Origin of the sequence: Marinobacterium sp. xm-m-312 (genome assembly GCF_013283295.1) — a bacterium.
Taxonomy (GTDB): domain Bacteria; phylum Pseudomonadota; class Gammaproteobacteria; order Pseudomonadales; family Balneatricaceae; genus Marinobacterium_E.
Window position 1 is genome coordinate 105,223 of the sequence record NZ_WBYS01000006.1, and the last position, 25,513, is coordinate 130,735.

Genomic DNA, 25,513 nt, shown 5'->3' on the forward strand with positions numbered 1-25,513 from the left:
GAGCTTAGGCAAGACAATTGTCCTGCTCTTTGGAGTGATGAAAATGAAAAAAAGTACTCTGTTTGCAGCCCTTCTGTTGACCCCTGTCGTAGCACTTGCTGCCGACGCGGATAACGGCAAGGAGCTTTATGATGAAACCTATTTTGAGCGAGAGATTAACGGCGAAATGCGTGATGATGTGACCTGCGCAACCTGTCACGAACCTGCCTTTTACACTCGTTCAGACCGTATGGCTTCCAGCTATAAAAATCTTGAACAGGCCTGGGTTCAGGGCTGTAACGACAAGATGAATGTCGGCTGGTTCCCGGAAGAGGTTGCCGATGTTACGGCTTACCTCAACAAGACCTACTACAAGTTCCCACAAGAGTAGTCATTAATTTTAGTTGCTAAAGAGCCAGCAAATAGCTGGCTCTTCTGTTTCTAGCTATCTATCGAATGAACTCTCTACTGATCTCTTTAAACTTAGGATGATCGGCACGCTTTAACCACTCAAACATCACCATCTCTTTTGAAACCAGGGTCACTTGGTTTTGTTGCATTCGCTTAAGAGCCAGCACTTTATCCTCGGCCTTTCGTGAACTGACAGCGTCTTCGACCACAAAAACCTGAAATCCCATTTCACTAAGTTCTAAGACTGTTTGAAGAACACAGACATGTGTCTCCATGCCTGCAATGATGATCTGTTTGCGCTCCCACTGATTCAACGCGGTTTTTATCTGTGGTTCACTTACGCATGAAAAGCTCTGTTTTTCGAACCGCTCAGCCTTACCTTCAAGAAGCGATAGTAGCGACTCTTCAGTGGCTCCAAGACCTTGTGGATACTGTTCAGAGTAGGCGATGGGTATCTCAAGAAGTTGCGCCACCTCAACCAGTGCGACGGTATTAGCGAGGGTCTGTTCTGGTGATTGCACAGCCGGTAGCAACCTCCCCTGAACATCAATTACGAATAGCGTGCAGTTATCTCTGTCGATCAGTGCCATACTGGTTAACCTTTATAGAGTTCGGGCCAATATTGTTCGACGACAGGCGAGTCTTCAGCGTAGGTGTGGCAGCTGTTGAGTTGCGCGGAAACCGGTGATTCAGCCGTGCTTTTTGCTAATCGATGGCGCTCTTGAAAGGTGACTTGTATGGCCGTTGTCGCTACTGGACCTAATAGCTCAACCAGGTGTGTACAGCCTTGAATGCCGCCAAACAGATCTCTCACCTTTTTGGTAAAGCCGGGTCTAATCGACTCTCCCTCTAACTGTTTATATACCGGTGCGATACCTGGACACATTGTGTAGGGGGTGGCATCCATCGTGGTTTCAACGGCGTGTATGTTCAGATCAAGATCAACAGTCAGGCGGATCGCCATATCGTGCAGTGGGTCGCCCGCTTTTAAGATAAATTCACTTAATGGCATCTCATCAGCTTTGGTATCGACGAGATGGCCTTCAATATCCCAAAGCCCATCTTCACGCTGATAGCCAGTGCAGGTGACCTGTCGTGTATGGCGATGCGTCCTCGCAGCCGGTGTGGGTAGTGGCATGATAGGCTCCTAAACAATGCGTCGATTGAGATTAGCATCGGCCATGATGCGTGTACTGATCTCTTCAATCGAGAAGTTGGTGGTATTGATCGATTGCATATTGTTCTGGCGGAAATAGCGCTCAGCCGTGCGAGTCTCAAGATCGCATTGGTCGAGTGACGAGTATCGGCTGTTTGGGCGTCTCTCATTACGAATCGCGGCAAGCTGGAACGGATCGATGGTCAATCCATACAGCTTTTCACGGTGCTGCTTAAGAATATCGGGTAGATCTTCACCGCCCATATCCTCTTCGGTCAGTGGGTAGTTGGCGGCGCGAATACCGTACTGCAGTGCCATGTAGAGGCAGGTGGGTGTTTTACCGCAACGGGAGACACCTACTAGGATAATGTCAGCCTCTTTGTACTGCTGAGTTCTGGCGCCGTCATCGTTATCCAACGCAAAGTTAACCGAATCGATACGGGCCTTGTAGCGATCAATTTGGTTAATCGCGTGTGATTTACCAACCGTGTAGGTCGATGCGGTATCGAGCTCGGATTCAAGCGGTTTTAAAAAGGTCGAGAAGATGTCGATGTTGTAGGACTCAGCATCAGCGATCATTGCGCGGTACTCTGCATTAACAAAGGTATCGAACACAATTGGACGATGTCCGTCTTGTTTGCCTGTTTCGTTAATGCGTTGAATAACGGCTTCGACCTTTTCGGGTGTATCGATGTAGGGAAGGGTGATCTCTTCAAACTCTACCGACTCAAATTGGCTAAGCAGACTGTTACCAAGAACTTCAGCTGTGATTCCGGTTCCGTCCGATATAAAGAAAGCGGTGCGCTTCATTTTGGATACTCAATTCGACTAAATTCAATGCCCTATACTAGAGTTTTTGTAGCGAAATTACATTTTTAAAAGGGGGTTTTATTTCTCTTTTCTTCCTCTAGTATGGCGTGTATTGGGTAGTAAATACTCAGTTTAACGACCAAAGTTTAGGAGATAGTGCTTTGACAGAATACGTGATTCGTCTTGATCAGGCGCGCATGACCGATGTGGAAAAAGTAGGTGGTAAGAATGCCTCTCTTGGTGAAATGATCAGTCAATTGAGTGAAGCCGGTGTGCGTGTACCGGGTGGCTTTGCCACGACTGCCGAAGCGTATCGAGAGTTCCTAGCCTATGGTGGTTTGGCGGATCGTATTAATGCACGTCTTGATGAGCTGGATGCAGATGATACGCGTGCATTGGCGGAAACTGGCGGTCAGATTCGTCAGTGGATTATGGATGCGGATTTTCAACCTGAATTGGATGCTGCGATCGAAACAGCTTACGCAGAGATGTTGGATGGCCAAGCTGAGATCAGTGTCGCAGTGCGCTCATCGGCGACTGCAGAAGATTTGCCAGATGCCTCTTTTGCTGGCCAGCAAGAGACCTTCCTAAATATTAAAGGCCTAGATAATGTTAAACACGCGATCAAAGAGGTGTTTGCTTCCCTATATAACGATCGCGCCATCTCTTACCGAGTTCACAAAGGATTTACTCACGCTGAAGTAGCGCTATCTGCGGGTATTCAACGCATGGTTCGCAGTGAGACCGGCGCATCGGGCGTTCTCTTCTCATTGGACACAGAATCAGGTTTCCAGCACGTTGTCTTCATCACCGCCGCGTACGGTTTGGGCGAAACCGTTGTTCAGGGCGCAGTTAACCCTGATGAGTTCTACGTCTACAAACCCACTCTAAAGCAGAACGCTCCTGCGATTCTTCGTCGTACCATGGGCTCTAAAGCGATCAAGATGATCTACACGGATGAGCACAGTGCGGGTAAGGCGGTAGAGACGGTCGATGTCTCTTATGCGGATCGCAACCGTTTCTGTGTGACGGATGAAGAGGTAGAAGAGTTGGCGCGCATTGCCGTCATCATTGAGAACCACTACGGCCGTCCAATGGATGTCGAGTGGGCTCGTGATGGGGATGATGGTCAGCTTTACATCGTTCAGGCTCGTCCAGAAACGGTTCGCAGTCAGACACAAAAAACCGTGATCGAACGCTACCTGATGAAAGAGAAGGGTCAGGTCCTCGTTGAAGGTCGTTCGATTGGTCACCGAATTGGCGCCGGTGTTGTTCGTCTTGTTAAGTCACTTGATGAGATGCACACCGTTCAGGATGGTGATGTGTTGGTAACGGATATGACCGACCCAGATTGGGAGCCGGTTATGAAACGTGCATCAGCGATCGTAACGAACCGTGGTGGTCGTACCTGTCACGCGGCGATCATTGCACGTGAGTTAGGTATTCCTGCTATCGTGGGCTGTGGTGATGCAACCTCTGCACTGACTGACGGCCAAGAGGTGACTGTTAGCTGTGCAGAAGGTGATACAGGCTACGTCTACGCGGGTTGTCTAGACTTTGAACACACTACAAACAATGTTGAACAGATGCCATCGCTGCCGTTCGACATTATGATGAACGTGGGTAACCCAGACCGTGCCTTTGACTTCCAATCACTGCCGAATGCTGGTGTTGGTCTGGCGCGTTTAGAGTTCATTATCAACCGAATGATTGGTGTTCACCCGAAAGCGTTGATTAATCTAGAGGAGCAACCACGTGATGTGCGTCAGGTTATTGAACGCCGCATCGCAGGTTACAAATCGCCTGTTGATTTCTACGTTGATAAATTGACTGAGGGTATCTCAACGCTTGCGGCCGCTTTCTACCCTAAGAAAGTGATCGTTCGTATGTCGGACTTCAAATCTAATGAGTACGGTCACCTGATCGGTGGTCAATCGTTCGAACCGCATGAAGAGAACCCAATGCTAGGTTTCCGTGGTGCTGCTCGCTACATCTCTGAAGACTTCCGTGACTGTTTTGAGCTGGAGTGTCGTGCATTGAAACGTGTCCGTGATGAGATGCGTCTAACCAATGTTGAGATCATGGTGCCGTTCGTACGCACACCAGGCGAGGCAAAACAGGTCGTAGATCTGTTGGCGGAGAATGGGCTTCAGCGCGGACAGAACGGTCTTAAGTTGATCATGATGTGTGAAATCCCATCCAACGCACTACTCGCTGACCAGTTCCTTGAGTACTTTGACGGCTTCTCAATTGGTTCGAACGACCTGACTCAGCTGACACTCGGCTTGGACCGTGATTCGGGCCTTATTGCGCATCTGTTCGATGAGCGAAACGAAGCGGTTAAGCGTCTTCTTGAGATGGCGATTACCGCCTGTAAGGCGCAGGGTAAATATGTGGGTATCTGTGGACAAGGACCTTCGGACCACCCTGATCTTGCCCGTTGGTTGATGCAGCAGGGTATCGACAGTGTGTCACTCAACCCTGATTCAGTCATGGATACCTGGTTCTACTTGGCGAATGACAAAGCCTAAAAGAGGCTAAATCCTTAAAAACGGTCAGGATTCACTCCCTGGCCGTTTTTCGTTCTGGCCTAACCGGTTATCATAGGGTTTTTAATATTGGGAGAGAGGCGTGTTTGAACTCGGTAAGCGCAATCAATTAACGGTGTTGCGAGAGAGTCCATACGGTGTCTATTTAGAGACAGGTGATGGTGGCGGCATACTGCTCCCTCGAAGTGAAGTGCCTGAAGGTACTAAGCCTGGCGATAAGCTGCGTGTGTTTGTCTACCTTGACTCCCAAGATCAAGAGATCGCGACCTTGGCGCATCCCAAAGCGGAAGTGGGTCAATTCGCTCGACTGCGTGTTAAAGAGACCACGCCGATAGGTGCTTTCCTGGATTGGGGACTATCTAAAGATCTGCTGCTGCCTTTCTCAGAGCAGCAGCGTGATGTGACGGAAGGTCTGTGGGTGAATGTCTTCATCTACATTGATAACTCGAACCGTATCGCGGCCTCAATGAAAACGGATCGTTATCTTGAGTCCAACCCAACCGACCTAAACAAAGAGATGCTGGTTGAAATGCTGCCCTGGCGTATGACTGACTTAGGCATGCTCTGCATCATCAATGATCGCTATGAAGGCCTTATCCATCGTCAAGACCTCACTCAGCATTTGAAATTGGGTCAGCGTCTGACGGGCTATGTTAAGCAGGTTCGTGAGGATGGACAGATTGACCTTATGCTGACGCCACCTGGTTATAAACGAGTCGGGTCTGTTGCCGATAAGCTGTTGGCTGAGTTGGAGGCGAACAGCGGCTTCTGTCCACTGGGTGATAAGAGTCCGCCTGAAGCGATTAATGCCCGTTTTGGTTGCAGTAAAAAAGCCTACAAAATGGCGATTGGTCAGCTGTTGAAAGAGGGCAAGATCCAAATTGAAGCGGATGGCCTTCGTCTAAAATCTTAAAATCTATCAGGAGAAATCGATGGAAGATCTACTACCCGAACTGTGCGATCGCTATGAAGATGATGTGCGCATTCTTGAACCGATGTTTGGTAACTTTGGCGGTCGTGAACGCTTTAGCGGAAAGATCGTGACGATCAAAGCGTTTGAAGATAACTCCTTGGTTCGTGAACAAGTTGCGCTACCTGGTGAAGGTCGAGTGCTGGTAGTTGATAGCGGTGGCTCTATGCGTCGCGCGATGTTGGGTGACATGCTGGCTGAGAAAGCAGTCAAGAATGGCTGGTCGGGTATTGTTATCTACGGCTGTATCCGTGACGTGAATGCCATTGGTGATCTTGACCTAGGTGTTCAAGCGTTGGGCTGCCACCCGTTGAAGACCGAGAAAAAAGGGGCGGGGGAATTAAATGTCACGCTTCGTTTTGGCGGTGTTGATTTCATTCCGGGTGAATATCTCTACGCTGATAACAACGGTCTGCTGGTTAGCGAAAAAGAGTTAACGATTGATTGAAAATTGACCAGCATAGGTCTATTATCCACAGCCCGTTCTTAGTTGAGCGGCTGTAATTTTTTCTATTTTATAAGTTGTTGTTTTTAAACAGATTTAAAATTTTTTCAAAAAAAGTTACAGATTCACGGAACTAAAAGACTTCACAGAGGGTCTACTGTTCTACAAGCAGGGCATTTTTTAAGCCCTATTTGGTAAATCACCAGCTTGAAAGCCTCTAAATGAGCAGTTATTACTGCTGACCGCAGCCTGGAACTCCCCCTTTATCCGGCCTGCGGTTTTTTATTGCCTAAATTTTAGCTAAGCCTAAATGCTTTCTAGAGTGCTTTGTCGTAGCGTGCTTTAAGAATCATTACACGTTCGATGTAGCGCTCTGTCTCGGGATAGGGTGGTATGCCTTGGTAACGTTTTACAGCCGTTGGCCCTGCGTTGTAGGCTGCTAGGGCCAATTTTGTGTCACCAAACTGCTCTAGCTGCTCTTTTAGGTATTGGCTCCCGGCAAAGATGTTCGCGCTAGGATCCTGTCGGTTCTCGACACCTAGGGAGAGTGCTGTCTTTTTCATTAGCTGCATCAAACCCATTGCCCCTTGTGAAGAGAGCGCGTTGCTTTTGAATGCCGACTCCGCATGAATCACGGCGCGAATAAGAGATTCGTCAACCTTGACTTGGTTGGCGGCGATTTGTGTAATGCTGCGAAAGTCTCGAGTGTTTAGAGGCACAGTGTGCCAATCGATTGATGGGTTTGACCGGCAGGCATAACAGTCAAATTTGAGTATTTCATAATGAGTGGTCTGTTTAGGGCGTCGATCGCTGAACGAGAGCACGCCTGACTCGTTGCGAAATTTATAGATGGTCTGCGAACTCTCACTTTTCGCAGAGGTGCTGTAGACTGAGTTGACTATCAGCAGTGTCGACAGCAGTGTTAGACGCTTGTTTAAATACATAATGCTCAAACTTTGAGGTTTACGTGAAGTATAGGCTACTTATTTTCGATTGGGATGGAACTTTAATCGATTCTCAAGCGCGTATCGTATCCAGTTTTCAGGGCGCTACGCGTGAGCTAGGTCTAAGAATCCCCAGTGATGAGTCAGTGCGAGATATTATTGGCCTTGGCTTGCCAGAGGCTATTCTTAAAGTCATGCCTGAATGTGATGCCGCAACGCGAGAGCTCATTCGGCAGGGTTACAGTAAACACTATCTAGAGGTTGATCAGACACCCACGGCGCTATTTGACGGTGCATTTGATGGACTGGGGCTACTCAAACAGCATGGCTATCGACTCTCGGTCGCGACTGGAAAAAGCCGCCGTGGTTTGGATCGCGTCCTGTCTGATACAGAGTTGGCGGGCCATTTTGAACTGACCAAGTGTGCTGATGAGACGGCATCCAAGCCAGATCCTTTGATGCTGCATGAGATCCTAGAAGAGACAGGTTTGGATGCTAGCGAAGTCCTTATGATTGGTGACACCAGTTATGATTTGGAGATGGCGCGCAGTGCGGGTATTGATCGAGTGGCTATGAGCTATGGGGTGCATGAGGTGGATGATCTGCATGCCTTTGAACCGTTGCAGGTGTTTGATCATTTTAATGAGTTAGTGGATTGGTTAAGGAGTTAATGTGGAACACAATCCTTGGGGTGAAAAGCCTAGTGATTCAAAAGAGAGTATTGAGCAGGCTAGTGGAACGGTTGTGCAAACTAATGAGAAGAGTGATCAGCCTGCTGTAGACAGTACCGATTCAAAAAGCTGGCGCTTGCTTGAAAAGCTGGTTGATAACGTCAACCGTGAGCAGCGCCGATCTCGCCGTTGGGGCATCTTCTTCAAGTCTCTGACCTTTATCTATCTGTTTGGTATCGCAGGCTTTTTTCTGTGGAGTGAGAAGTTCGCCTCCATTGAGGAGATCTCTAAGCCACATGTGGCAGTGGTTCAAGTGCGTGGCGTTATTTCAGACAGCAGCGAAGCCAGTGCTGATCTGTTGATCACCTCTCTGCGCGATGCGTTTGAGGCATCTGACAGTCTCGGTGTTATTGTGCGTATTAACAGCCCGGGTGGTAGTCCTGTTCAAGCCGGTTACGTCTATGATGAGATTGTTCGACTCCGTGCACTCTATCCTGATAAGGCGGTGATGGCCGTTATTACCGATATTGGCGCCAGTGGCGGTTATTACCTAGCCAGTGCCGCGGACGCTATCTATGCGGATAAAGCCAGCCTGGTAGGTTCAATTGGGGTCATTTCAAGTGGATTTGGTTTTGTCGATTTGATGGAGAAGCTAGGGGTTGAACGCCGTGCTCTTACCGCAGGCGACAGCAAAGCACTGCTAGACCCTTTCCAGCCGCTCTCGGATCAACAGAAGCGCTTTTGGCAATCTGTGTTGGATACTACTCACCAACAGTTTATTGACGCTGTGAAGCAGGGTAGGGGTGATCGTCTTGCTGATAACCCTGAGCTGTTCTCTGGACTAATCTGGACAGGTGAACAGGCCGTTGAATTGGGTTTGGTTGATGGGTTAGGCAGTGCTAGCTCTGTTGCTCGCGAACAGTTTAATACCGATCATCTAATTGATTACAGCTACCGTCCAAACGCGGTTGAACGCTTGGCAGAGCGTCTAGGTGTTGGGGTGGCCAGTCAGGTTATGAACACTCTCGGTATAACGAGCTCTATCCAGTTCAAATAGATCGCTAATAGCGTCTATTTTAGAAGCGGGTTGATGCCCGCTTCTAGTAATAGATGGTTTAACCCAATCAGTGGCAGGCCAATTAGAGTATTAGGGTCTCTGCTCTCAATCGACTCAAACAGTGTGATACCTAACCCCTCGCATTTAAAACTGCCTGCGCAGTCCAGCGGTTGCTCGCGATCAATGTAAGCTGTGATCTCTGCGTCTGACAGTTCTCTAAAGGTCACGACAACCTCTTCTAGATACTCTCTAGTCTCCTCAGTTTGGCTGTTGAAAAGCGCCAAAGAGGTTAGAAAGCTGACACGCCGACCGCTGCACAAAGAGAGCTGGGTAATCGCTCTCTCTTTGGTTAAAGGTTTGCCAAGAATCAGCTGGTCAAGCGTAGCCAGTTGATCAGACCCTATAATCCAGTGTGCAGGGAACTCTTTAGCTAACGCCTTGGCTTTCAGTTGGGCTAAACGAGCCGCACAAGCCTCTGGAGACTCACCGGCTATTGGCGTCTCATCGATGTCGGGAGAGGCGTGTTCAAACTCATTTAAAATGCGAGACAGTAGTTCGCGGCGATATTTTGAGCTTGAGGCTAAAACGATCGGTAATTGGTGGCTTTTCATCGATATTCCGCTGCGATTTTGTGCAGATTGGGCTTTTGTTAGCTAAAGAGGCTCTAACCTAACAAATATCCTCAATTAATGGCATATATTCCTTTACAGTTGGGCTTCAGATCCCTAGAATTGCGCGCTTATGTCGAACGGCCCTCTTCCGAAAAAAGTCGACCCTCGGAAACTTGCCGAGCGGGAAGCAGTTTTAACAGGCACTATTGCACTGCAATCTATGCCTCAGCTCTGCTCCTTGCTGGTCAGTCCCTGTGGTGATGTCAATGTAGAACTGGCTTTTGCCCTTGATGAGCAGAAGCTAAGAACTGTGACCGGACAAGCGAACGTTGAAGTTCAGCAACAGTGTCAACGTTGCTTGGAGCCAGTGACATTGCAATTGGAAGCAGAGTTCAGTTTAGCCGTTGTGTTAAACGAAGAGCAGGCCAAGAATTTGCCCCGTTACTATGATCCTCTACTGTTAGAGGATGATGTAAATCTTGCAGATTTGGTCGGAGAAGAGTTGATACTGAGTTTACCAGCCGTCTGTTATCATGATGACTGTTCAGTAAAAATGTCCTTCGGCGAAGATGAGATACCTGCGGAGCAGATTGAAAAACCGAATCCATTTAGTGTGCTAGCGAGCCTTAAGAAGTAGCGCTAGTAAAGTAAGATCCAGGAGTAAAAACCATGGCAGTACAGCAGAACAAAAAGTCTCGTTCACGTCGCGATATGCGCCGTTCACACGATGCACTTAGCAACCCAACTCTTTCAGTTGAACAGACTACTGGTGAGACTCACCGTCGTCACCACATGACAGCTGACGGTTTCTACCGCGGTCGTCAGGTTGTTGCAAAAGGCGACGAGTAAGTCTTAGCCGTGCAACACAGTTATTGCATCGCTGTTGATGCAATGGGCGGGGACTTCGGTCCCCGTATTACTGTTGAGGCCTCCCTCGCAGTTCTTAAAGATCACCCTGATCTATCGATTACCCTTGTGGGTGATCAAGAGCAGATCGCTCCCTATCTTCCTAAAGACGCTAATTCACAGTTAAGCCTTGTGCATGCTTCATCGGTTATTACGGCCGATATGAGGGTAATTTCCGCTCTGCGTGAAGGCTCGGACAGCTCAATGCAGTTAGCTCTGGATCAGCTCGCATCAGGTTCGGCCTGTGCCGTTGTGAGTGCTGGCAATACGGGGGCTTTGATGGCCCTTGCGAGACGCACCTTGGGAATGATTCAGGGGATCGATCGTCCCGCTATCTCTGCAGCTATGCCGACCTTGAAAGGCGAGTGTCAGGTCGTCGATTTGGGCGCTAACTTAGACTCATCCCCAGAGATGCTAAAGCAGTTTGCTGTGTTGGGGCGCGCTTTGGTGCGGGTTACAACAGGTAGAGATCCAAAAATTGGTCTGCTTAACGTAGGCTCTGAAGAGACCAAGGGCAACGAGACGCTTCGTGAAGCGAGTGCTCAGATAGCGGAACTTCCAGAGGTGAACTACATCGGCTTTGTTGAAGGCGCTGATCTGTTTGTTGGTGAAGCGGATTTGATCGTCTGTGATGGTCTGGTCGGTAACGTGGCCCTAAAGAGTAGCGAAGGGGTCGCTAAGCTGCTAGCTCATCGACTGCGCCAGGTGTTTGCAGGTTCACTCTACAGTAAAGTCATCGCATGGCTGGCTAGCCCAATGCTGACAGCCCTGACTAAATCGCTCGATTCAGGTCAAAGAAATGGTGCACTGTTTTTAGGTTTGAATGGTCTGGTCGTTAAAAGTCATGGTGCTGCGAACGCTAATGACTTTAAGGCGGCTTTAGAAAACACTCTGAATATGCTTAAAGCCGATCTGCCTAACCAGTTGGCGGATCAGGTTGCTCAGGATCTAAACAGTTCCCCTTAAGGGTTCAGATATTCCTCATATGATGTAAACTCCGCATTAGGAATTTTTATGGAGTTAATCTCCGACAGTTAATCGAGGACAACATGTCTCAATCACTTGCATTGGTCTTCCCAGGCCAAGGTTCACAATCACTCGGTATGTTGAGTGATCTAGCTGCACAGCACTCTATTATCACGGATACGTTTAAAGAGGCTTCTGAAGCCTTAGGTCAGGATCTTTGGGCTATTGCTCAAGAGGGGCCTGAAGCGGTTCTTAATAGCACTGAGAATACACAACCCGTTCTGCTGACTTCGAGTGTCGCTCTGTGGCGTTTATGGCAACAGCAGGGTGGTGAAGCACCCTCGGTTGTCGCAGGTCACTCACTGGGTGAATACTCCGCGCTAGTTTGTGCTGGTGCTATCTCCTTGGCTGACGGTGTGCGTCTGGTTCGCCTTCGTGGCGAGTTGATGCAGGCTGCGGTTCCTGCTGGTACTGGGGCGATGGCGGCAATTCTTGGTCTTGATGACGCGGCTGTTGTGGCTGCTTGTGAGCAAGCCGCTCAAGGTGCAGTGGTCTCTGCTGTTAACTTTAACTGCCCAGGTCAGGTCGTAATTGCCGGTGAGAAAGCAGCGGTTGAGCGTGGTGTGGAAGCTTGTAAAGAGGCGGGTGCTAAACGTGCAGTAGAGCTACCTGTATCGGTGCCTTCTCACTGTGCTTTGATGCAGCCAGCAGCTGAGAAGTTGGCTGAAGCATTGGCAAAGATTGAGATTACACTGCCAGCGATTAAACTCATTCACAACGTCAATGCATCGACCTGTGAAGATGTTGCTGAATTGCGTGATCTGTTGGTGCAGCAGCTGTACAGTCCAGTGCGTTGGACTGAGAGCGTACAAGCAATGTTAGCACTGGGTGTTGATCGCACCGTTGAGTGTGGTCCAGGTAAAGTTCTGTCGGGTCTGAATAAGAAAGTCGATCGCGCATTAACCGTTTTGAATATTGGTGATTCTGCGGGTCTAGAAAAAGCCCTAGAAGCACAAAATAGCTAAGGATTAAAAGATGAGTTTAGAAAATAAAGTTGCGCTAGTAACAGGTGCTACCCGCGGTATCGGTAAAGCGATCGCAGAGAACCTCGCTGCACAGGGCGCTACCGTTCTAGGAACTGCGACCAGTGAAGGTGGTGCTAGTGCAATCACTGAATACTTAGCTGCAGCCGGTAATGCGGGTAAAGGTTATGTACTAAACGTCTCTGATAAAGAGTCGGTTGATGCGGTACTGGCACAGATCCAAGAGGAGTTCGGTGCGGTTACCATTCTGGTCAACAATGCTGGTATTACTAAAGACAACCTGATGATGCGTATGAAGGATGATGAGTGGGATTCTGTGCTGAATACCAATCTTTCGTCAGTCTACCGCATGGTTAAAGGTGTTCTACGCGGCATGACAAAAGCGCGCTGGGGTCGTGTGGTCAGCGTCAGCTCTGTTGTGGCCTCTATGGGTAACGCGGGTCAAGCAAACTACGCAGCAGCTAAAGCAGGTATGGAAGGTTTTTCACGTGCATTGGCTCGTGAATTAGGTAGTCGTAACGTGACGGTCAACTGTGTTGCGCCTGGTTTCATCGATACCGATATGACGGCTGATCTACCTGAAGCACATAAAGAGATGCTGCAGTCTCAGATATCACTGTCACGTCTAGGTAAGCCTGAAGAGATCGCAGCAGTCGTTGGTTTCTTATGCAGCGAATCTGGCGGTTATGTGACCGGTGAAACGATCCAGGTCAACGGTGGTATGTACATGGGTTAAAACCCCCGTTTAGGTGTGGTTTTTTACCGTATAAAAGGTTGTAATTTCCATCAGATAGCGGATAATTGCACCCAGTTAACAATTGTTGCTTATCTTTTATGTAAGCAGCGGTTTTCTAAAATTCCCAAAGTGTCAGTATAGATACAGTGGGCGTTGAAACATTATAGGAATCGATATGAGCAATATTGAAGATCGCGTTAAGAAAATTATCGCCGAGCAACTTGGTGTTAAAGAAGAAGAAGTGACTAACGAAGCTTCTTTCGTAGAAGACCTCGGTGCTGATTCACTTGACACTGTTGAACTAGTAATGGCTCTTGAAGAGGAATTCGAAACTGAAATTCCTGATGAAGAAGCTGAGAAAATCACTACAGTTCAGCTAGCAATCGACTACGTTAACGCTAACCAGTAATCGGTTCTACGTACGTTCGAAAAGCCGCACCTGCCTAGAGTAGTTGCGGCTTTTCTTTTATTAGCCCATCGGAGAGTTTTAGATGTCGCGCAATCGAGTTGTAGTCACAGGTCTTGGTCTATTAACACCTGTTGGTCAAACGGTCGATGACACTTGGTCAAATATTCTTGCGGGAAAGAGTGGTGCAGGCCCAATTGAGCATTTTGATGCTTCGGCTTTCAGCACACGTTTCTCATCATCTGTTAAAGATTTTCAACTAGAGCCTTACCTCAACCCTAAAGAGGCTCGTAAGATGGATCTGTTCATTCAATACGGCATGGTGGCTGCTATTCAAGCAGTTGAAGATTCCGGTATTGAAGTCTCAGAAGAGAATGCACCACGCATTGGTTGTGCCATTGGCTCCGGCATCGGTGGTCTACCAATGATTGAAAACACACACGACATACTGAATAAATCAGGCCCTCGTCGAGTCTCTCCATTTTTCGTTCCTGGCAGTATCATCAATATGATCGCCGGTAACCTAGCCATTAAATATGGCTTCCGTGGACCGAATATTGCGATCACAACCGCCTGTACAACCGGTACCCACAACATTGGTCATGCGATGCGCATGATTCAATACGGTGATGCTGATGTGATGATCGCAGGTGGCTCTGAGATGGCGACAACGCCACTTGGTTTGGGTGGTTTTGCCGCTGCGCGTGCCTTGTCGAGTCGTAACGACGATCCACAAGCAGCAAGTCGTCCATGGGATCGTGATCGTGATGGGTTTGTGCTGGGTGATGGTGCCGGAATGTTGGTACTTGAGTCCTATGAGCATGCTAAAGCGCGTGGTGCGAAGATCTACTGTGAGTTGAGTGGCTTTGGTATGAGTGATGACGCCTACCACATGACTTCACCACCAGAGGATGGTGCCGGTGCTGCTCTGTCGATGACTAATGCGATTAAAGATTCCGGTCTGAACGTCGATCAAATCAACTACATCAATGCACACGGCACATCGACTCCGGCGGGTGATATTGCGGAATCCAATGCGGCTAAAGCGGTGTTGGGAAGCGCTGCTTCAGATGTCCGTATGAGCTCGACTAAATCTATGATAGGTCACCTATTAGGGGCTGCAGGTGCTGTCGAAGCAGCCTTCTGTGTGCTGGCTCTTCGTGATCAAGTAGCGCCGCCTACGATCAACTTGGATAACCCAAGTGAAGGCTGTGACCTTAACTATGTGGCTCACACGGCCCAAGAGGCGAAGCTATTTGCCGCTATGTCCAACTCATTTGGCTTTGGTGGTACCAACGGTACACTCGTCTTTAACAAGATCTAGCGACCGTTGAGTCGGGTGCCTATCGGCCCCGACTCATACTGATTGCTAATACTCATTGGGTTTAGGTTTGTTAAAACGAACAGTCATAGTATTTGTTGCTTTTTTTATGGTGCTTGCCTCTGTTGGGTGGAGCCAATATCAGTCCGTTCTTGATCTTCCTAAACAGCGTCTAGCGCTCCAGCAACCAACCACCTTGACGGTTCCTACTGGCTATACGGCCTCACGCTTGGTTCAAGAGCTATCCGATCGTCACTGGTTGGATGAGCCGTTCAAACTTAAGTTACTGTTTAAGCTTCAGCCAGAACTCACCAAGTTGCGCAGCGGCGAGTATGAGGTAAGGGTGGGTGATACCCTAGAGACCCTGCTTGATCGTCTCATATCGGGTCGATCTGTGCAGTATCGAGTGACCCTTATTGAGGGGGCAACCGTTAAAGAGATGCTGGCCTCTCTTGCAGACAATGAACTGCTTGAGAAAACATTGAGTGCTACGGATGCCGCCAGTTTGTCGACTGAACTGGGCCTCAATGTCGATTCATCTGAAGGCCTATTTTTAGCCGAGACCTACTATTTTGAGCGGGGTACAACGGACAAAGAACTGCTGCTTCGTGCACACAGAATGCTTAATGATGTGTTAGATAAGCATTGGCAGAGTCGTGATATAACATTGCCGCTTGAGAGTTCCTACAAAGCCCTTATTCTGGCATCTATCATCGAGAAAGAGACGGGTTTGAGTAGTGAGCGGGGGCAGATCTCGGGTGTCTTCATTCGTCGTCTGAATCGGGGTATGCGACTGCAGACCGATCCAACCGTGATCTATGGCTTAGGTGAGCGTTATCAGGGCAATCTGACACGTAAGCATTTAAAAGAGTCGACACCCTATAACACTTATAGAATTCCAGCGCTCCCTCCTACGCCAATTGCATTGGTAGGGGAGGATGCGATTGTCGCAGCGCTTAATCCTGAGCCTGGTAAGGCGCTCTATTTTGTCGCCAAAGGTGACGGTTCGCACCAGTTTTCAGATACACTAGAGCAACACAATCGCGCCGTAAGAGAGTATCAATTGAAACGTCGCAAAGATTATCGTTCTACACCAGAGGCCAACTAATGCAAGGCAAGTTCATTACACTCGAAGGTGGTGAAGGGGTCGGTAAAACGACCAACTTAGACTACATTCAAGACTGTCTCGAATCGTCGGGTATCGATCTGGTCGTGACACGTGAACCGGGTGGAACTGAATTGGCTGAACAGGTTCGTGAGCTGCTTTTGACCCCGCGATCTGAATCGATGTCCGAGATGACAGAACTCCTTCTTGTCTTTGCTGCTCGAGCACAGCATGTTGAGACCCTCATTAAACCCGCTTTGGCTGAAGGTAAATGGGTGCTTTGTGATCGTTTTATCGATGCGACTCATGCTTATCAGGGTGGTGGCCGAGCGATGAATCAAACGACTATTGATCAGCTAGAGTCGTTGGTGTTGTCCGATCTTCAACCCGACTTAACCCTACTGCTAGACCTACCGGTTGAGGTAGGTATGAGCCGTGCGCGTGCACGAGCTGCGCTCGATCGCTTCGAACAAGAGGAGATGAGCTTCTTTGGTCGGGTACGCGATCGTTACCTAGAGCGTGCAGCGGCTTCAAACGGACGCATTCGAATTATTGATGCAGAGCCTTCCATTCCTCAGGTTCAAGCCCAAATTGCGGCGGTGCTGCGTGAGTTTGGAGTTGCCTTGTGAGCATTCTTCCTTGGCAGGCAGAGTATTGGCAGCGTATTGATCAGTTGATCGCTGATAATAAATTACCTCATGCGCTGCTATTGGCTGGGCATAAAGGGGTGGGTAAACGTGCGTTTGCTGAGCACCTCGCTAAACGCTTGCTCTGTAATAACCCTAGGGGTTCAGAACCCTGTGGTCAGTGTAAAACCTGTGAGCTGATTCAGCACGAAACGCATCCGGATCTGCTTCACCTTTCACCTGAAGAGGCCGGCAAGGTGATCAAAGTTGATCAGGTGCGCGAAACCATTGATCGCTTGCACGGCACTGCGCAGCAGGGTGGTTATCGCGTCTTGATCATCGATCCTGCAGAAGAGATGAATATCTCTGCGGCCAATGCTCTGTTGAAAACCCTCGAAGAACCTGGCAATAACACACTCATTCTGTTGATTGTTCACCAGTTAGGTCAAGTGATGCCGACCATTCGTAGTCGTTGTCAAAGAGTTGAATTTAGCCTGCCTGAAGCCGGTTTGGCGACCGATTGGTTGGCCGAAAAGCTTCAGCTACCACCGGAAAAAGCCAAAGGTTACTTGGGGTTAGCGCAAGGAGCTCCATTAACAGCTTACGAATGGAAGTCCGGCGGTGCGATTGATCTTCGTGCCAATTTTCTGGGTGGCTTGGCCGATCTGTTGCGTGCACGAGTCAGCCCAGTCGCCTTGGCAGAGAAATACCAAAAAGAGGATCTGCGTCTGCCTCTAATTTGGTGGCAATCTCTGTTGGGTGATATTGTTAGAATTCAGATGGCGCAGGATGAACAGCCTCGTATCAACTTGGATATGCGTAAGATGGTGGATTCAGTTGCAAAACAGGCGAATGCAAGCCGTGTACTGAAACTCTATGAGTCAGTTCAAGTTGAATTAAACGCGATCCAACGCCACCTAAACCCCAATAAGCAGCTACTATTAGAGAAACTGTTTTTTGATTGGAAAGAGTTGAGTGTTAAGTAATGGTTGAGACAGTTAAATCAGAAAATCACGGCATCCTCGGTCTCGTTATACATACGAAAGAGGATCTCTATCGTGCTTACATGCCGTTTTTAGAGCGTGGTGGTCTGTTTATACCAACCAAAGATCAGTACGAGCTAGGCGAAGAGATCTTCCTGCTGCTATCGCTAATGGGCGAGCCTGATAAGATCCCTGTCACCGGCAAAGTGGTTTGGCAAACACCCAAGAATGCGCAGGGCGGTAAAGTGCCGGGGATTGGCATTCAACTCTCATCTGACGAGACTGAGCTGCTTAAGAAGATTGATACCTACCTTGCGGGTGCACACGAATCGGGCCGTCAAACCCTTACCATTTAATTTTCATCGTTTTCAAAGTTTACAATCATGTTCATCGATTCTCATTGTCACTTAGACCGTTTAGATCTCTCCAAACATAACGATTCACTGACTGAGCTGCTTAATGATGCGCGTCAACGCGGTGTATCTAAAATGCTCTGTGTCGGTATCGATATGAATCTCTACCCTGCGATGTTGGAGGCGATAGAGGGACAGTCTGATGTCTACGCTTCGGTTGGCATTCACCCATGCCACGTCGAAGAGAGTCCTTGGGATGAAGCTCAGATTCGCCAAGCGGTTGCGGCTAATCAGCGTGTCGTTGCCTTAGGTGAGACTGGACTCGATTTCTTCTATAAGACGGATACCAAAGAGCAGCAGGTAGAGAGTTTTGCTAACCACTTAAAGCTGGGAAGTGAGTTGGATCTCCCCGTCATCATTCACACACGTGAAGCGAGAGAAGAGACGCTTGAGGTGATGCAGGAGCATGCGGATCCAAAGACTGCTGGGGTGATGCACTGTTTTACAGAGACGATGGAGATGGCGATGCGCTCAATTGAGCTCGGCTTTATGATCTCTTTCTCAGGCATTATCACCTTTAAGAACGCCGCAGATCTTCGCGAGGTCGTTAAAGCGGTTCCATTGGATAAGTTCCTCATTGAGACCGATTCACCCTATCTAGCGCCTGTACCTTATCGCGGTAAACCGAACCAACCAGGTTACGTCGCAGAAGTCGCACAGTGCGTTGCTGATCTTAAAGGGCTACGAGTAGAAGAGGTGGCTGAACGTTCAGCGGCTAACTTCCACCGCCTGTTCAAAAAAGCGGTTTAGATAACCTACAGACAGTTGTCCGGTTTAGGCAGTCCTGCAATCAGGGCAATACGTTTAACCGGGCTACCCTCGCCAGGAAAGAGCTGCATTAGGTAGATACTTTTCCCTTTATCAGCCCCCAGATGCAGTGTGGTGTATTTGATGAACGGACGCATCGCAGGGGATAGTTCAAACTCTTGATAGAACTGACGCATCAGGTCAATCAATTCCCAGTGAGCTTCTGTAAGCTCTAGATCAATGCTCTCTGCAAAGGACTCAGCCAGCTCAACATTCCACTGAGTTAAATTTTCTAGGTACCCTTCGGCATCCAATGGGTAGCTAACACCGTTAACCAGCAGATCACTCATTAGAACCAACTCACAGAGCGCGGATACTGAATCGTCAGATCGACAAACCCACCATCGCTACAGGTCGGTAATGAACTAAGGACCCCACGAGCCTGGCAATCGCACTCTAAAACCGTCGCGGGGCAGGGGAGTTCTTGTAATGAACGGCTTAAGCCTTCAGAAGCCCAGTAGACGCCATTTTCGATAAGAAGTAGATGATCATCAGCCTGCAGTAGCTCAAGGCATGCCTGAAGCTTGTTGGGGCTGTTAGGCGGTGTATTGACGATGTAGAGAGTGCCTCTGATCTTGTCGTTGGAGCTAGACATGGAAAATATGATCCTGTTGGCGAATGAGTAGTGCGATCTCAGAACGACTCAACGCTTTTGCCGGCAGAGCAAGCTTGTCTTGAGTAATGCCTCGCTCCTCTAAAGAGTCAGCACAATAGAAGAGATCCTCTACATCGTAGAGCGGAAGCGCCTGCTGCATGGCGGAAAGGTTTTTCTGCTCTATCACTGCTGGGTTTTGATCCGGTAGCAGTTGGAACACGCCATCACCCTGAAACAGAAGAGAGACCTTCTGATCAAACAGAGCGGCAGCCAAAGCAAGGTCAGTTGCCTCTCGGGCTTGAGCGCTTCCATAAGGTGCTGAAGAGGTGATCACAAGAAACTGTTTCATGAACCAGCCCCAAAGGTAACGACACGGTCAGATTCCACCGCACTGGCGACTAGCTGCCCCAGACCCGATAGATCATAGCCGTCCGCTAAATTGTCACCCGTCTTGCTGTAGCGGCTACTCTCCGCTGAGTTAATAACCCCACGCCGTACCGCCGCCGCAATGCAGACAACAGCATCCAGTGAGTGTTGAGTAACAAACTGCTGCCACTGCTCAGGCAGGTTTAACTCATCTTGCGGAGCAACACTGTGACTGGTCGCATTGTGAACCCCAGCACCATAAAAAAATAGGCGCTCAATGCTATGACCCGCCTTCAAAAGCGTACGAGCAAAGCGCAAAGCGGTATGGCTGCTCTGATGATCGATCGGCGCGGATTGAATGATGAGGGTGTATTTCATGGTGAGAATTCTAACAACTTATTTCTGATAGGCACATCTTTGTGGGTGTTTTGTTATTGAAGATCAAAAGCGAATACCCAGCCTAAAGGCTGGCCATTGGCACTCTCGATCGGACGTGGACGACTGGCATGAAGTTCGAATCTGGCAATGTTGGAGCGGTCTTGAAAAGGCCGCGATGTGTATTAACGTGAATTTAGCTAACGGCACCAGTGACTGGCTTTAGCCTGTCATCTGCTATATCGGTGTTTTCCAGATTGGTAATAAAGCCTACCTGCGGTTGACAGGCTGAAGGCCAGTTAAGTCCAGGGATGGTCTATATGCAGTCATTGCAGGAGCAAATTACTGCCACCGAAAAGATCGCCACCTCTTCGATATGCCTCCAACAAAAAATCCCCGCTATTGCGGGGATTTTTAAAGAAACTCAAACAACAAATTAGTCGTCGTTAAACGCACCCACTAGGCTCAGTAGGTGAACAAACAAGTTGTAGACGTTTAGGTAGAGACCCACCGTCGCCATGATGTAGTTAGTGTAGGTACCGTTGATGATGTTGCTTGTATCGTACAGAAGGAAACCTGCCATTAGGAATACAACCGCGGCAGAGAAAGCAAGCTGCATGCCTGATACATCCACACCGAACAGAGGCAGGATGAACATCGCAAGCATTGCTACGATCAGTACGATAGAGCCCGCAGCCAGGAATCCACCCATGAAGCTAAAATCACGGCGGCTAGACATGACGTAGCCCGTTAGACCGAAGAAGGTTACAGCAGTCATACCCAGAGCCGTCGCTACAATTTGACCGCCATTCGGTAGTGCTAGGTAGGAGTTAAGGATTGGTCCTAGACCAAAACCCATTAAACCTGTGAAAAGGAAGGTCAATGGAAGTGCAGCGGCTGTATTCTGCTTCTTGTTGATGACAAAAAGCATAATGAAGCTGACGATGATGCTTCCTAGGTAGACGATAAACGGTGGGTTGATCGCCATAGAGATAACGGCAGTGACGGTACTGAATACCATGGTCATCGCAAGCAGCATGTATGTGTTGCGAATCATTTTATTGGTATCGCGTACGGCACCCTGTGCTTGTGTGTTGATACTGTCGTAAGTGGCCATAATGTCCTCTTCTCGTTGCTGGTTTGGTTCGGTTTATTACAACCTGAACGCTTTAGTTTTATAGCTCTTTATAATGTTGAGCATTTTACTCAAGATTTCAAGTTTTTAGTTATGATTTTTAACCTTAACCCCCAGTAAATATGGGGCTTTTAAGTAATATCGATTGGTTCGAAGTGGATGCTTAAATGATTCAATGCCGGTACAATTCTGCAATAAATTTTTATTAAAGGGTTGTTGGGTTTGGCACAAGCACACGAGAGTTTTCAATTTATCCGTTCAGAAATGATCAACTCGCTCGGAATCGAAATGAGCGAGTATGAGCACAAGGCGACAGGGGCTAAGCACTTCCACCTTGCAACTGATTATGATGAAAACGTCTTCTTAGTGGCCTTCAGAACCATGCCTGAAGATTCAACCGGGGTGGCTCATATCCTCGAACATACAGCGCTTTGTGGTAGTGAGCGTTTTCCTGTTCGTGATCCCTTCTTCATGATGACTCGCCGTTCACTGAATACCTTCATGAACGCGTTTACCAGCAGCGATTGGACTGCGTACCCCTTTGCCAGCCAGAACCGTAAAGACTTTTTCAATCTCTTGGATGTCTATCTTGATGCTGCATTTTTCCCGCGTCTCGACCCATTAGATTTTGCGCAAGAGGGACACCGTGTAGAGCTAGCGGAAGCGGGTAATCCAGAGTCGGACCTGCTCTTTAAAGGAGTCGTATTCAACGAGATGAAGGGGGCCATGAGCTCAACCACATCGGTGCTGTGGCAAACCGTCTCTAAATACCTTTTCCCAACGACGACCTACCACTACAACTCGGGCGGAGAACCTGCGGATATTCCAGATCTGACATACGATCAGTTAAAAGCCTTTCATGAGACCCACTATCACCCAAGTAATGCCATTGTCATGACCTTTGGTGATATTCCCGTTGACGAATTACAGCGTCGCTTTGAAGAGCAGGCGTTTAATCGTTTTGAACGACTCGATTCTGAATTAAGTGTGCCTGATGAGAAGCGTTACTTTGCCCCGATCAAGGTAGAAGAGGCCTACCCACTCGATCAGGGTGAGACAGAGGGTAAGACCCATCATGTCATTGGTTGGTTGACCAAACCGTCGATCGATCTTAAGGCAGAGCTTGAGGGGCAACTTCTGTCACGCGTTCTGTTGGATAATTCCAGTTCACCCCTGCGAGCCGCTCTAGAGTCAACAGATTTAGGAGCTGCACCTTCACCGCTTTGTGGTATCGAGGACTCTAATCGCGAAATGTCATTCCTCTGTGGTATCGAGGGGAGTGAGCCTGAGCGAGCGGCGCAGTTTGAGCAGCTGGTGTTGGATACGCTGCAAGAGGTGGTTGATCAGGGTGTTGATCCATCCGTTGTGGCCGCCCAACTGCACCAGTTGGAGCTTCAACAACGAGAAATTACTGGTGATCACTACCCCTTTGGTATGTCGCTAATCCTAGCCTCCCTATCAAATGCGATTCACCGTGGTGATGCCATTGCGAGCCTCAATATTGACTCTGTTCTGGATCAACTACGAGAGGAGATTAAAGACCCTCAGTTCATTCCGAATCTAGTAAAAACTTGGTTGCTCGATAACCCGCACCGTGTGCTACTCACTCTAAGGCCTGATACCGAATTGAGTCAGCGTAAAGATCAGGCTGAGGCGGATCGTCTGGCCCAATACAAACAGAGTTTGAGTCGTGAAGCGTTAGAGTCGATCGATGCGCTCGCTAAACAGCTCGAAGAGCGTCAAACCCAAGCCGATGACCCTTCACTGCTGCCAAAAGTGACTTTAGAGGATGTTCCTGTTGAATGTCACTTCCCGGTAGGTGATCAGGTCAATGATTCCACTACTTGGTTTACAGCCGGCACCAATGGCATCGTCTACCAACAGCTGCTGTTTGATCTGCCAGAACTAACGGCAAGGCAGCAGACCCTTCTACCACTCTACACTCAGTGTCTAACGGAATTGGGTAGTGCTGGCCGAACCTACAAAGAGCACCAGGCATTGGAGAGCGCCATTAGTGGTGGTATCTCTGCTTCTATCAATGCCCGAGCAGCGACCGATGATGCGACACAACTGCGCGCTATTCTGACCTTATCTGGCAAAGGGTTAGTTGTTAATCAAGCGGCACTCTCTGAGTTGATGGCCGATATGTTGGTTTCAGCACCTTTTAATGAGACGGCTCGTATTGCTGAGTTGCTCAATCAGAACGCGTCTCGAAAAGAGCAGTCTGTTACCGGTCAGGGGCACTCGTTAGCGATTTTGGCCGCCAGTGCTGGTTTGGCACCTGGGGCTGGTTTCTCTCACGCCTCTAGAGGTTTGCCATCGATTAAATTGGCCCGTGAGTTGGCTGATCAATCCAGTGATGAAAGCCAGTTGAACGCCTTGGCTGAAGAGCTTAGAGGCATTCACCAAGTGATTATGGCCTCTAGCCCTAAAGCGCTATTAGTGGCGGATTCAGAGCATAAAGAGAGCTGTCTGCGCCAGTTTGAAAAAGAGTTTGCGCGTCTATCCTCTGGCTCGATCGATAAGCCTTTCCAGGTATCGGCTGAAGCGCCAGTGAAGCAGCAGGCTTGGATCGTTAATACACAGGTTAACTTCTGTGCCAAGGTCTTCAGGACCGTCACCGTAGCGCATCCAGATGCCGCCGCGTTGACCGTTGCAGGTGAGATTCTACGAAACGGTTACCTGCACCGTGCCATTCGAGAGCAGGGCGGTGCTTACGGTTCAGGTGCCAGCCAAGACAGTGGTGACGGGCTATTCCGCTTCTACAGCTACCGTGATCCCAACAGCATCGAGACGATCAACCACTTCGATCAATCAGTGGCTTGGTTGCTTGACGGTGGTGCGGATTCTGAGAAGTTGGAAGAGGCTATCTTGGGTGTGATCAGTTCGATCGATAAACCGGGTTCACCGGCAGGCGAAGCCAAAGCGACCTACCTGAATGCACTCTTTGGCCGTACACCAGAACAACGCATGGAGTATCGCTCAAGAGTGTTAGCTGTGACTTTGGGTGATATTGAGCGAGTGGTTAATCAGTATCTATCAAACCCTGAAGAGGGCTATGAAGCGATTGTGACCAGCGCTAAAACAGCAGAGACTCTCTCTGACAACTACCAGCGATTCTCATTGTGAGTGAGCAGGGTGCAAACCAGCTCTTAAAAGGGGTTCTGTTAGTTATTTTTGCAGAAGCGGTCTTGGTGGCTACCGGTGTGTTAATTCGAACCGTCGCTGAGGCGCTCTCGGTTGCGCAGCTGGTCTTCTTACGAAACGCTTTTGGTCTGCTCATTATGCTGCCACTGGTGTTGGGTGCGAAGGGGATTTCGCTGAAAACCTCACGCATCAACCTTCATTTGGGTAGGGCTCTGGTTGGTGTCTCTGCCATGTCCTGTCTCTACTATGGCTGGACTCATCTTCCACTAGGTACGGCAGCCCTGTTAAAACAGACGGCACCGCTGTTCATGCCACTGCTGGCGCTCTGGTTCTTGAAAGAGAAGATCCACCCCATCCTGTTTTGGTCCCTGCCGATCGGGTTTATTGGGGTAGCACTGGTCCTTAATCCAGCCAATGCCGGTCTGCAACTGGCGGTTTTGATAGGTCTTGCTGGTGCATTGCTTGGCGCTCAAGCGAAGATCTTCGTGCGTAAAATGAAAGATACAGAACCCTCTCGCAGGGTGGTCTTCTACTTCTCGCTATTTGCGTCTCTATTCAGTGCGCCCTTTGCACTGCAGGGTTGGGTTGCACTGGGTTGGTTTGAGTTAGCGGGGGTCATTGGAATCGCTGCGCTATCGACCTTGGCGCAACTCTCAATGACTAAGGCATACCATAGCGCCCCCGCTGGTTATCTTGGGCCATTCACCTACAGCTCAGTCATCATAGCCAGTCTGGTCGGTTGGTTGTTGTGGGATGAGACTCTAGCAACCTTAACGATTGCCGGTATGGGGTTGATTGTGTTGGGTGGGGTGATGACGTTGAAAGCGAAAGCCTAGTTTGGGCAGATTGCCGGTGACTGGCTTTAGCCTGTCACCCGCTCTTTTAGTTTACTGCCAAGCTCTGCACGTAATTTAAAAGCGGATGACAGGCTAAAGCCTGTCACCAGTACGTTGGAGCCTTATCGAAGATGAGGCGATCTT

At 48.9% G+C, this 25,513-nt stretch carries 30 protein-coding genes; 20 read left to right on the forward strand and 10 right to left on the reverse strand.

Features of this window, described 5'->3' with window-relative positions:
* The first annotated feature begins 43 nt into the window (after window positions 1–43).
* Entirely contained in the window at window positions 44–370 is a 327-nt protein-coding gene (locus XMM312_RS08870) for a hypothetical protein (protein WP_173481614.1), read from the forward strand.
* A gap of 58 nt (window positions 371–428) precedes the next feature.
* On the opposite strand, the gene XMM312_RS08875 is transcribed toward XMM312_RS08870, so the two are convergent.
* Genes XMM312_RS08875 through XMM312_RS08885 form a run of 3 tightly spaced genes read right to left on the reverse strand, consistent with a single transcriptional unit; the run spans window position 429 to window position 2,356 of the window.
* A complete protein-coding gene (locus XMM312_RS08875; RefSeq protein WP_173481613.1) occupies window positions 429–980 on the reverse strand; it encodes a hydrolase in 552 nt (183 codons plus the stop codon).
* A gap of 5 nt (window positions 981–985) precedes the next feature.
* Entirely contained in the window at window positions 986–1,528 is a 543-nt protein-coding gene (locus tag XMM312_RS08880; RefSeq protein ID WP_173481612.1) for a DUF2889 domain-containing protein, read from the reverse strand.
* Between the two features lie 9 nt (window positions 1,529–1,537).
* A complete protein-coding gene (locus XMM312_RS08885; RefSeq protein ID WP_173481611.1) occupies window positions 1,538–2,356 on the reverse strand; it encodes a pyruvate, water dikinase regulatory protein in 819 nt (272 codons plus the stop codon).
* Window positions 2,357–2,517: 161 nt separating this feature from the next.
* On the opposite strand from XMM312_RS08885, the gene ppsA reads away from it, so the two are divergent.
* The 3 genes from ppsA to rraA all read left to right on the forward strand — a co-directional run bounded on the left by ppsA (window position 2,518) and on the right by rraA (window position 6,323).
* Window positions 2,518–4,887: a phosphoenolpyruvate synthase gene (gene ppsA / locus XMM312_RS08890; protein ID WP_173484298.1), complete on the forward strand. Its 2,370-nt coding sequence runs from the start codon at window positions 2,518–2,520 to the stop codon at window positions 4,885–4,887.
* Window positions 4,888–4,987: 100 nt separating this feature from the next.
* Window positions 4,988–5,818: a S1-like domain-containing RNA-binding protein gene (locus tag XMM312_RS11695; protein WP_173481610.1), complete on the forward strand. Its 831-nt coding sequence runs from the start codon at window positions 4,988–4,990 to the stop codon at window positions 5,816–5,818.
* A gap of 19 nt (window positions 5,819–5,837) precedes the next feature.
* Window positions 5,838–6,323, forward strand: a complete 486-nt coding sequence (gene rraA / locus XMM312_RS08900) for a ribonuclease E activity regulator RraA (RefSeq protein ID WP_173481609.1) — start codon at window positions 5,838–5,840, stop codon at window positions 6,321–6,323.
* A gap of 314 nt (window positions 6,324–6,637) precedes the next feature.
* Here rraA and XMM312_RS08905 read toward each other — a convergent pair whose 3' ends face one another.
* Window positions 6,638–7,264, reverse strand: a complete 627-nt coding sequence (locus tag XMM312_RS08905) for a lytic transglycosylase domain-containing protein (protein ID WP_173484297.1) — start codon at window positions 7,262–7,264, stop codon at window positions 6,638–6,640.
* Window positions 7,265–7,287: 23 nt separating this feature from the next.
* On the opposite strand from XMM312_RS08905, the gene XMM312_RS08910 reads away from it, so the two are divergent.
* Together XMM312_RS08910 and XMM312_RS08915 are read left to right on the forward strand one after the other, a co-directional pair.
* Window positions 7,288–7,935 (forward strand): HAD-IA family hydrolase, encoded by a 648-nt coding sequence (locus tag XMM312_RS08910; RefSeq protein ID WP_173481607.1) that lies wholly within the window; start codon window positions 7,288–7,290, stop codon window positions 7,933–7,935.
* Window position 7,936: 1 nt separating this feature from the next.
* Complete coding sequence (locus XMM312_RS08915) at window positions 7,937–8,992, forward strand: S49 family peptidase (RefSeq protein WP_173483200.1); 1,056 nt, start codon at window positions 7,937–7,939, stop codon at window positions 8,990–8,992.
* 14 nt (window positions 8,993–9,006) lie between these two features.
* Here XMM312_RS08915 and XMM312_RS08920 read toward each other — a convergent pair whose 3' ends face one another.
* Window positions 9,007–9,603 carry a nucleoside triphosphate pyrophosphatase gene (locus XMM312_RS08920; RefSeq protein ID WP_173481605.1) on the reverse strand — a complete coding sequence of 199 codons (597 nt, stop codon included), beginning with the start codon at window positions 9,601–9,603 and terminating at the stop codon, window positions 9,007–9,009.
* A 130-nt stretch (window positions 9,604–9,733) separates the two neighbouring features.
* Between XMM312_RS08920 and XMM312_RS08925 the strand changes: the two genes are divergently transcribed.
* The 12 genes from XMM312_RS08925 to XMM312_RS08980 all read left to right on the forward strand — a co-directional run bounded on the left by XMM312_RS08925 (window position 9,734) and on the right by XMM312_RS08980 (window position 18,858).
* Window positions 9,734–10,240 (forward strand): YceD family protein, encoded by a 507-nt coding sequence (locus tag XMM312_RS08925; protein ID WP_173481604.1) that lies wholly within the window; start codon window positions 9,734–9,736, stop codon window positions 10,238–10,240.
* A gap of 32 nt (window positions 10,241–10,272) precedes the next feature.
* Complete coding sequence (gene rpmF / locus XMM312_RS08930; RefSeq protein ID WP_173481603.1) at window positions 10,273–10,452, forward strand: 50S ribosomal protein L32; 180 nt, start codon at window positions 10,273–10,275, stop codon at window positions 10,450–10,452.
* 9 nt (window positions 10,453–10,461) lie between these two features.
* A complete protein-coding gene (gene plsX, locus XMM312_RS08935; RefSeq protein WP_173483199.1) occupies window positions 10,462–11,475 on the forward strand; it encodes a phosphate acyltransferase PlsX in 1,014 nt (337 codons plus the stop codon).
* A gap of 83 nt (window positions 11,476–11,558) precedes the next feature.
* Window positions 11,559–12,500 carry an ACP S-malonyltransferase gene (gene fabD / locus XMM312_RS08940; protein ID WP_173483198.1) on the forward strand — a complete coding sequence of 314 codons (942 nt, stop codon included), beginning with the start codon at window positions 11,559–11,561 and terminating at the stop codon, window positions 12,498–12,500.
* 10 nt (window positions 12,501–12,510) lie between these two features.
* A complete protein-coding gene (gene fabG, locus XMM312_RS08945) occupies window positions 12,511–13,254 on the forward strand; it encodes a 3-oxoacyl-ACP reductase FabG (RefSeq protein WP_173481600.1) in 744 nt (247 codons plus the stop codon).
* A gap of 175 nt (window positions 13,255–13,429) precedes the next feature.
* Entirely contained in the window at window positions 13,430–13,663 is a 234-nt protein-coding gene (gene acpP / locus XMM312_RS08950) for an acyl carrier protein (RefSeq protein ID WP_173481599.1), read from the forward strand.
* Window positions 13,664–13,745: 82 nt separating this feature from the next.
* Complete coding sequence (gene fabF / locus XMM312_RS08955) at window positions 13,746–14,984, forward strand: beta-ketoacyl-ACP synthase II (protein ID WP_173481598.1); 1,239 nt, start codon at window positions 13,746–13,748, stop codon at window positions 14,982–14,984.
* Between the two features lie 67 nt (window positions 14,985–15,051).
* Window positions 15,052–16,089: an endolytic transglycosylase MltG gene (gene mltG, locus XMM312_RS08960; protein WP_173484296.1), complete on the forward strand. Its 1,038-nt coding sequence runs from the start codon at window positions 15,052–15,054 to the stop codon at window positions 16,087–16,089.
* Complete coding sequence (gene tmk / locus XMM312_RS08965) at window positions 16,089–16,715, forward strand: dTMP kinase (protein ID WP_173483197.1); 627 nt, start codon at window positions 16,089–16,091, stop codon at window positions 16,713–16,715. Before mltG ends, tmk begins: the two co-directional genes overlap by 1 nt.
* Window positions 16,712–17,698: a DNA polymerase III subunit delta' gene (locus XMM312_RS08970; protein WP_173483196.1), complete on the forward strand. Its 987-nt coding sequence runs from the start codon at window positions 16,712–16,714 to the stop codon at window positions 17,696–17,698. The genes tmk and XMM312_RS08970 overlap by 4 nt, the downstream gene beginning before the upstream one ends.
* Window positions 17,698–18,051 carry a PilZ domain-containing protein gene (locus tag XMM312_RS08975; RefSeq protein WP_173481594.1) on the forward strand — a complete coding sequence of 118 codons (354 nt, stop codon included), beginning with the start codon at window positions 17,698–17,700 and terminating at the stop codon, window positions 18,049–18,051. The genes XMM312_RS08970 and XMM312_RS08975 overlap by 1 nt, the downstream gene beginning before the upstream one ends.
* A gap of 27 nt (window positions 18,052–18,078) precedes the next feature.
* Window positions 18,079–18,858, forward strand: a complete 780-nt coding sequence (locus XMM312_RS08980; RefSeq protein ID WP_173483195.1) for a TatD family hydrolase — start codon at window positions 18,079–18,081, stop codon at window positions 18,856–18,858.
* 5 nt (window positions 18,859–18,863) lie between these two features.
* Here the strand turns inward: XMM312_RS08980 and XMM312_RS08985 are convergent, their stop codons facing one another.
* From XMM312_RS08985 to XMM312_RS09005, 5 genes are all read right to left on the reverse strand, one after another.
* Window positions 18,864–19,205 (reverse strand): TusE/DsrC/DsvC family sulfur relay protein, encoded by a 342-nt coding sequence (locus XMM312_RS08985; protein ID WP_173481592.1) that lies wholly within the window; start codon window positions 19,203–19,205, stop codon window positions 18,864–18,866.
* Window positions 19,205–19,510, reverse strand: a complete 306-nt coding sequence (tusB, locus tag XMM312_RS08990; protein ID WP_173481591.1) for a sulfurtransferase complex subunit TusB — start codon at window positions 19,508–19,510, stop codon at window positions 19,205–19,207. The genes XMM312_RS08985 and tusB overlap by 1 nt, the downstream gene beginning before the upstream one ends.
* Window positions 19,503–19,859 carry a sulfurtransferase complex subunit TusC gene (gene tusC, locus XMM312_RS08995; protein ID WP_173481590.1) on the reverse strand — a complete coding sequence of 119 codons (357 nt, stop codon included), beginning with the start codon at window positions 19,857–19,859 and terminating at the stop codon, window positions 19,503–19,505. The genes tusB and tusC overlap by 8 nt, the downstream gene beginning before the upstream one ends.
* A complete protein-coding gene (tusD, locus tag XMM312_RS09000; RefSeq protein ID WP_173481589.1) occupies window positions 19,856–20,254 on the reverse strand; it encodes a sulfurtransferase complex subunit TusD in 399 nt (132 codons plus the stop codon). The genes tusC and tusD overlap by 4 nt, the downstream gene beginning before the upstream one ends.
* A gap of 433 nt (window positions 20,255–20,687) precedes the next feature.
* On the reverse strand, window positions 20,688–21,368 hold the full coding sequence (locus XMM312_RS09005) for a Bax inhibitor-1/YccA family protein (RefSeq protein ID WP_173481588.1): 681 nt from the start codon (window positions 21,366–21,368) through the stop codon (window positions 20,688–20,690).
* A 240-nt stretch (window positions 21,369–21,608) separates the two neighbouring features.
* On the opposite strand from XMM312_RS09005, the gene XMM312_RS09010 reads away from it, so the two are divergent.
* Window positions 21,609–24,515: an insulinase family protein gene (locus XMM312_RS09010; protein ID WP_371743484.1), complete on the forward strand. Its 2,907-nt coding sequence runs from the start codon at window positions 21,609–21,611 to the stop codon at window positions 24,513–24,515.
* Window positions 24,512–25,369, forward strand: coding sequence for a DMT family transporter (locus tag XMM312_RS09015; protein WP_173484295.1), 858 nt, complete (start codon window positions 24,512–24,514; stop codon window positions 25,367–25,369). Before XMM312_RS09010 ends, XMM312_RS09015 begins: the two co-directional genes overlap by 4 nt.
* The last annotated feature ends 144 nt before the right edge of the window (window positions 25,370–25,513 follow it).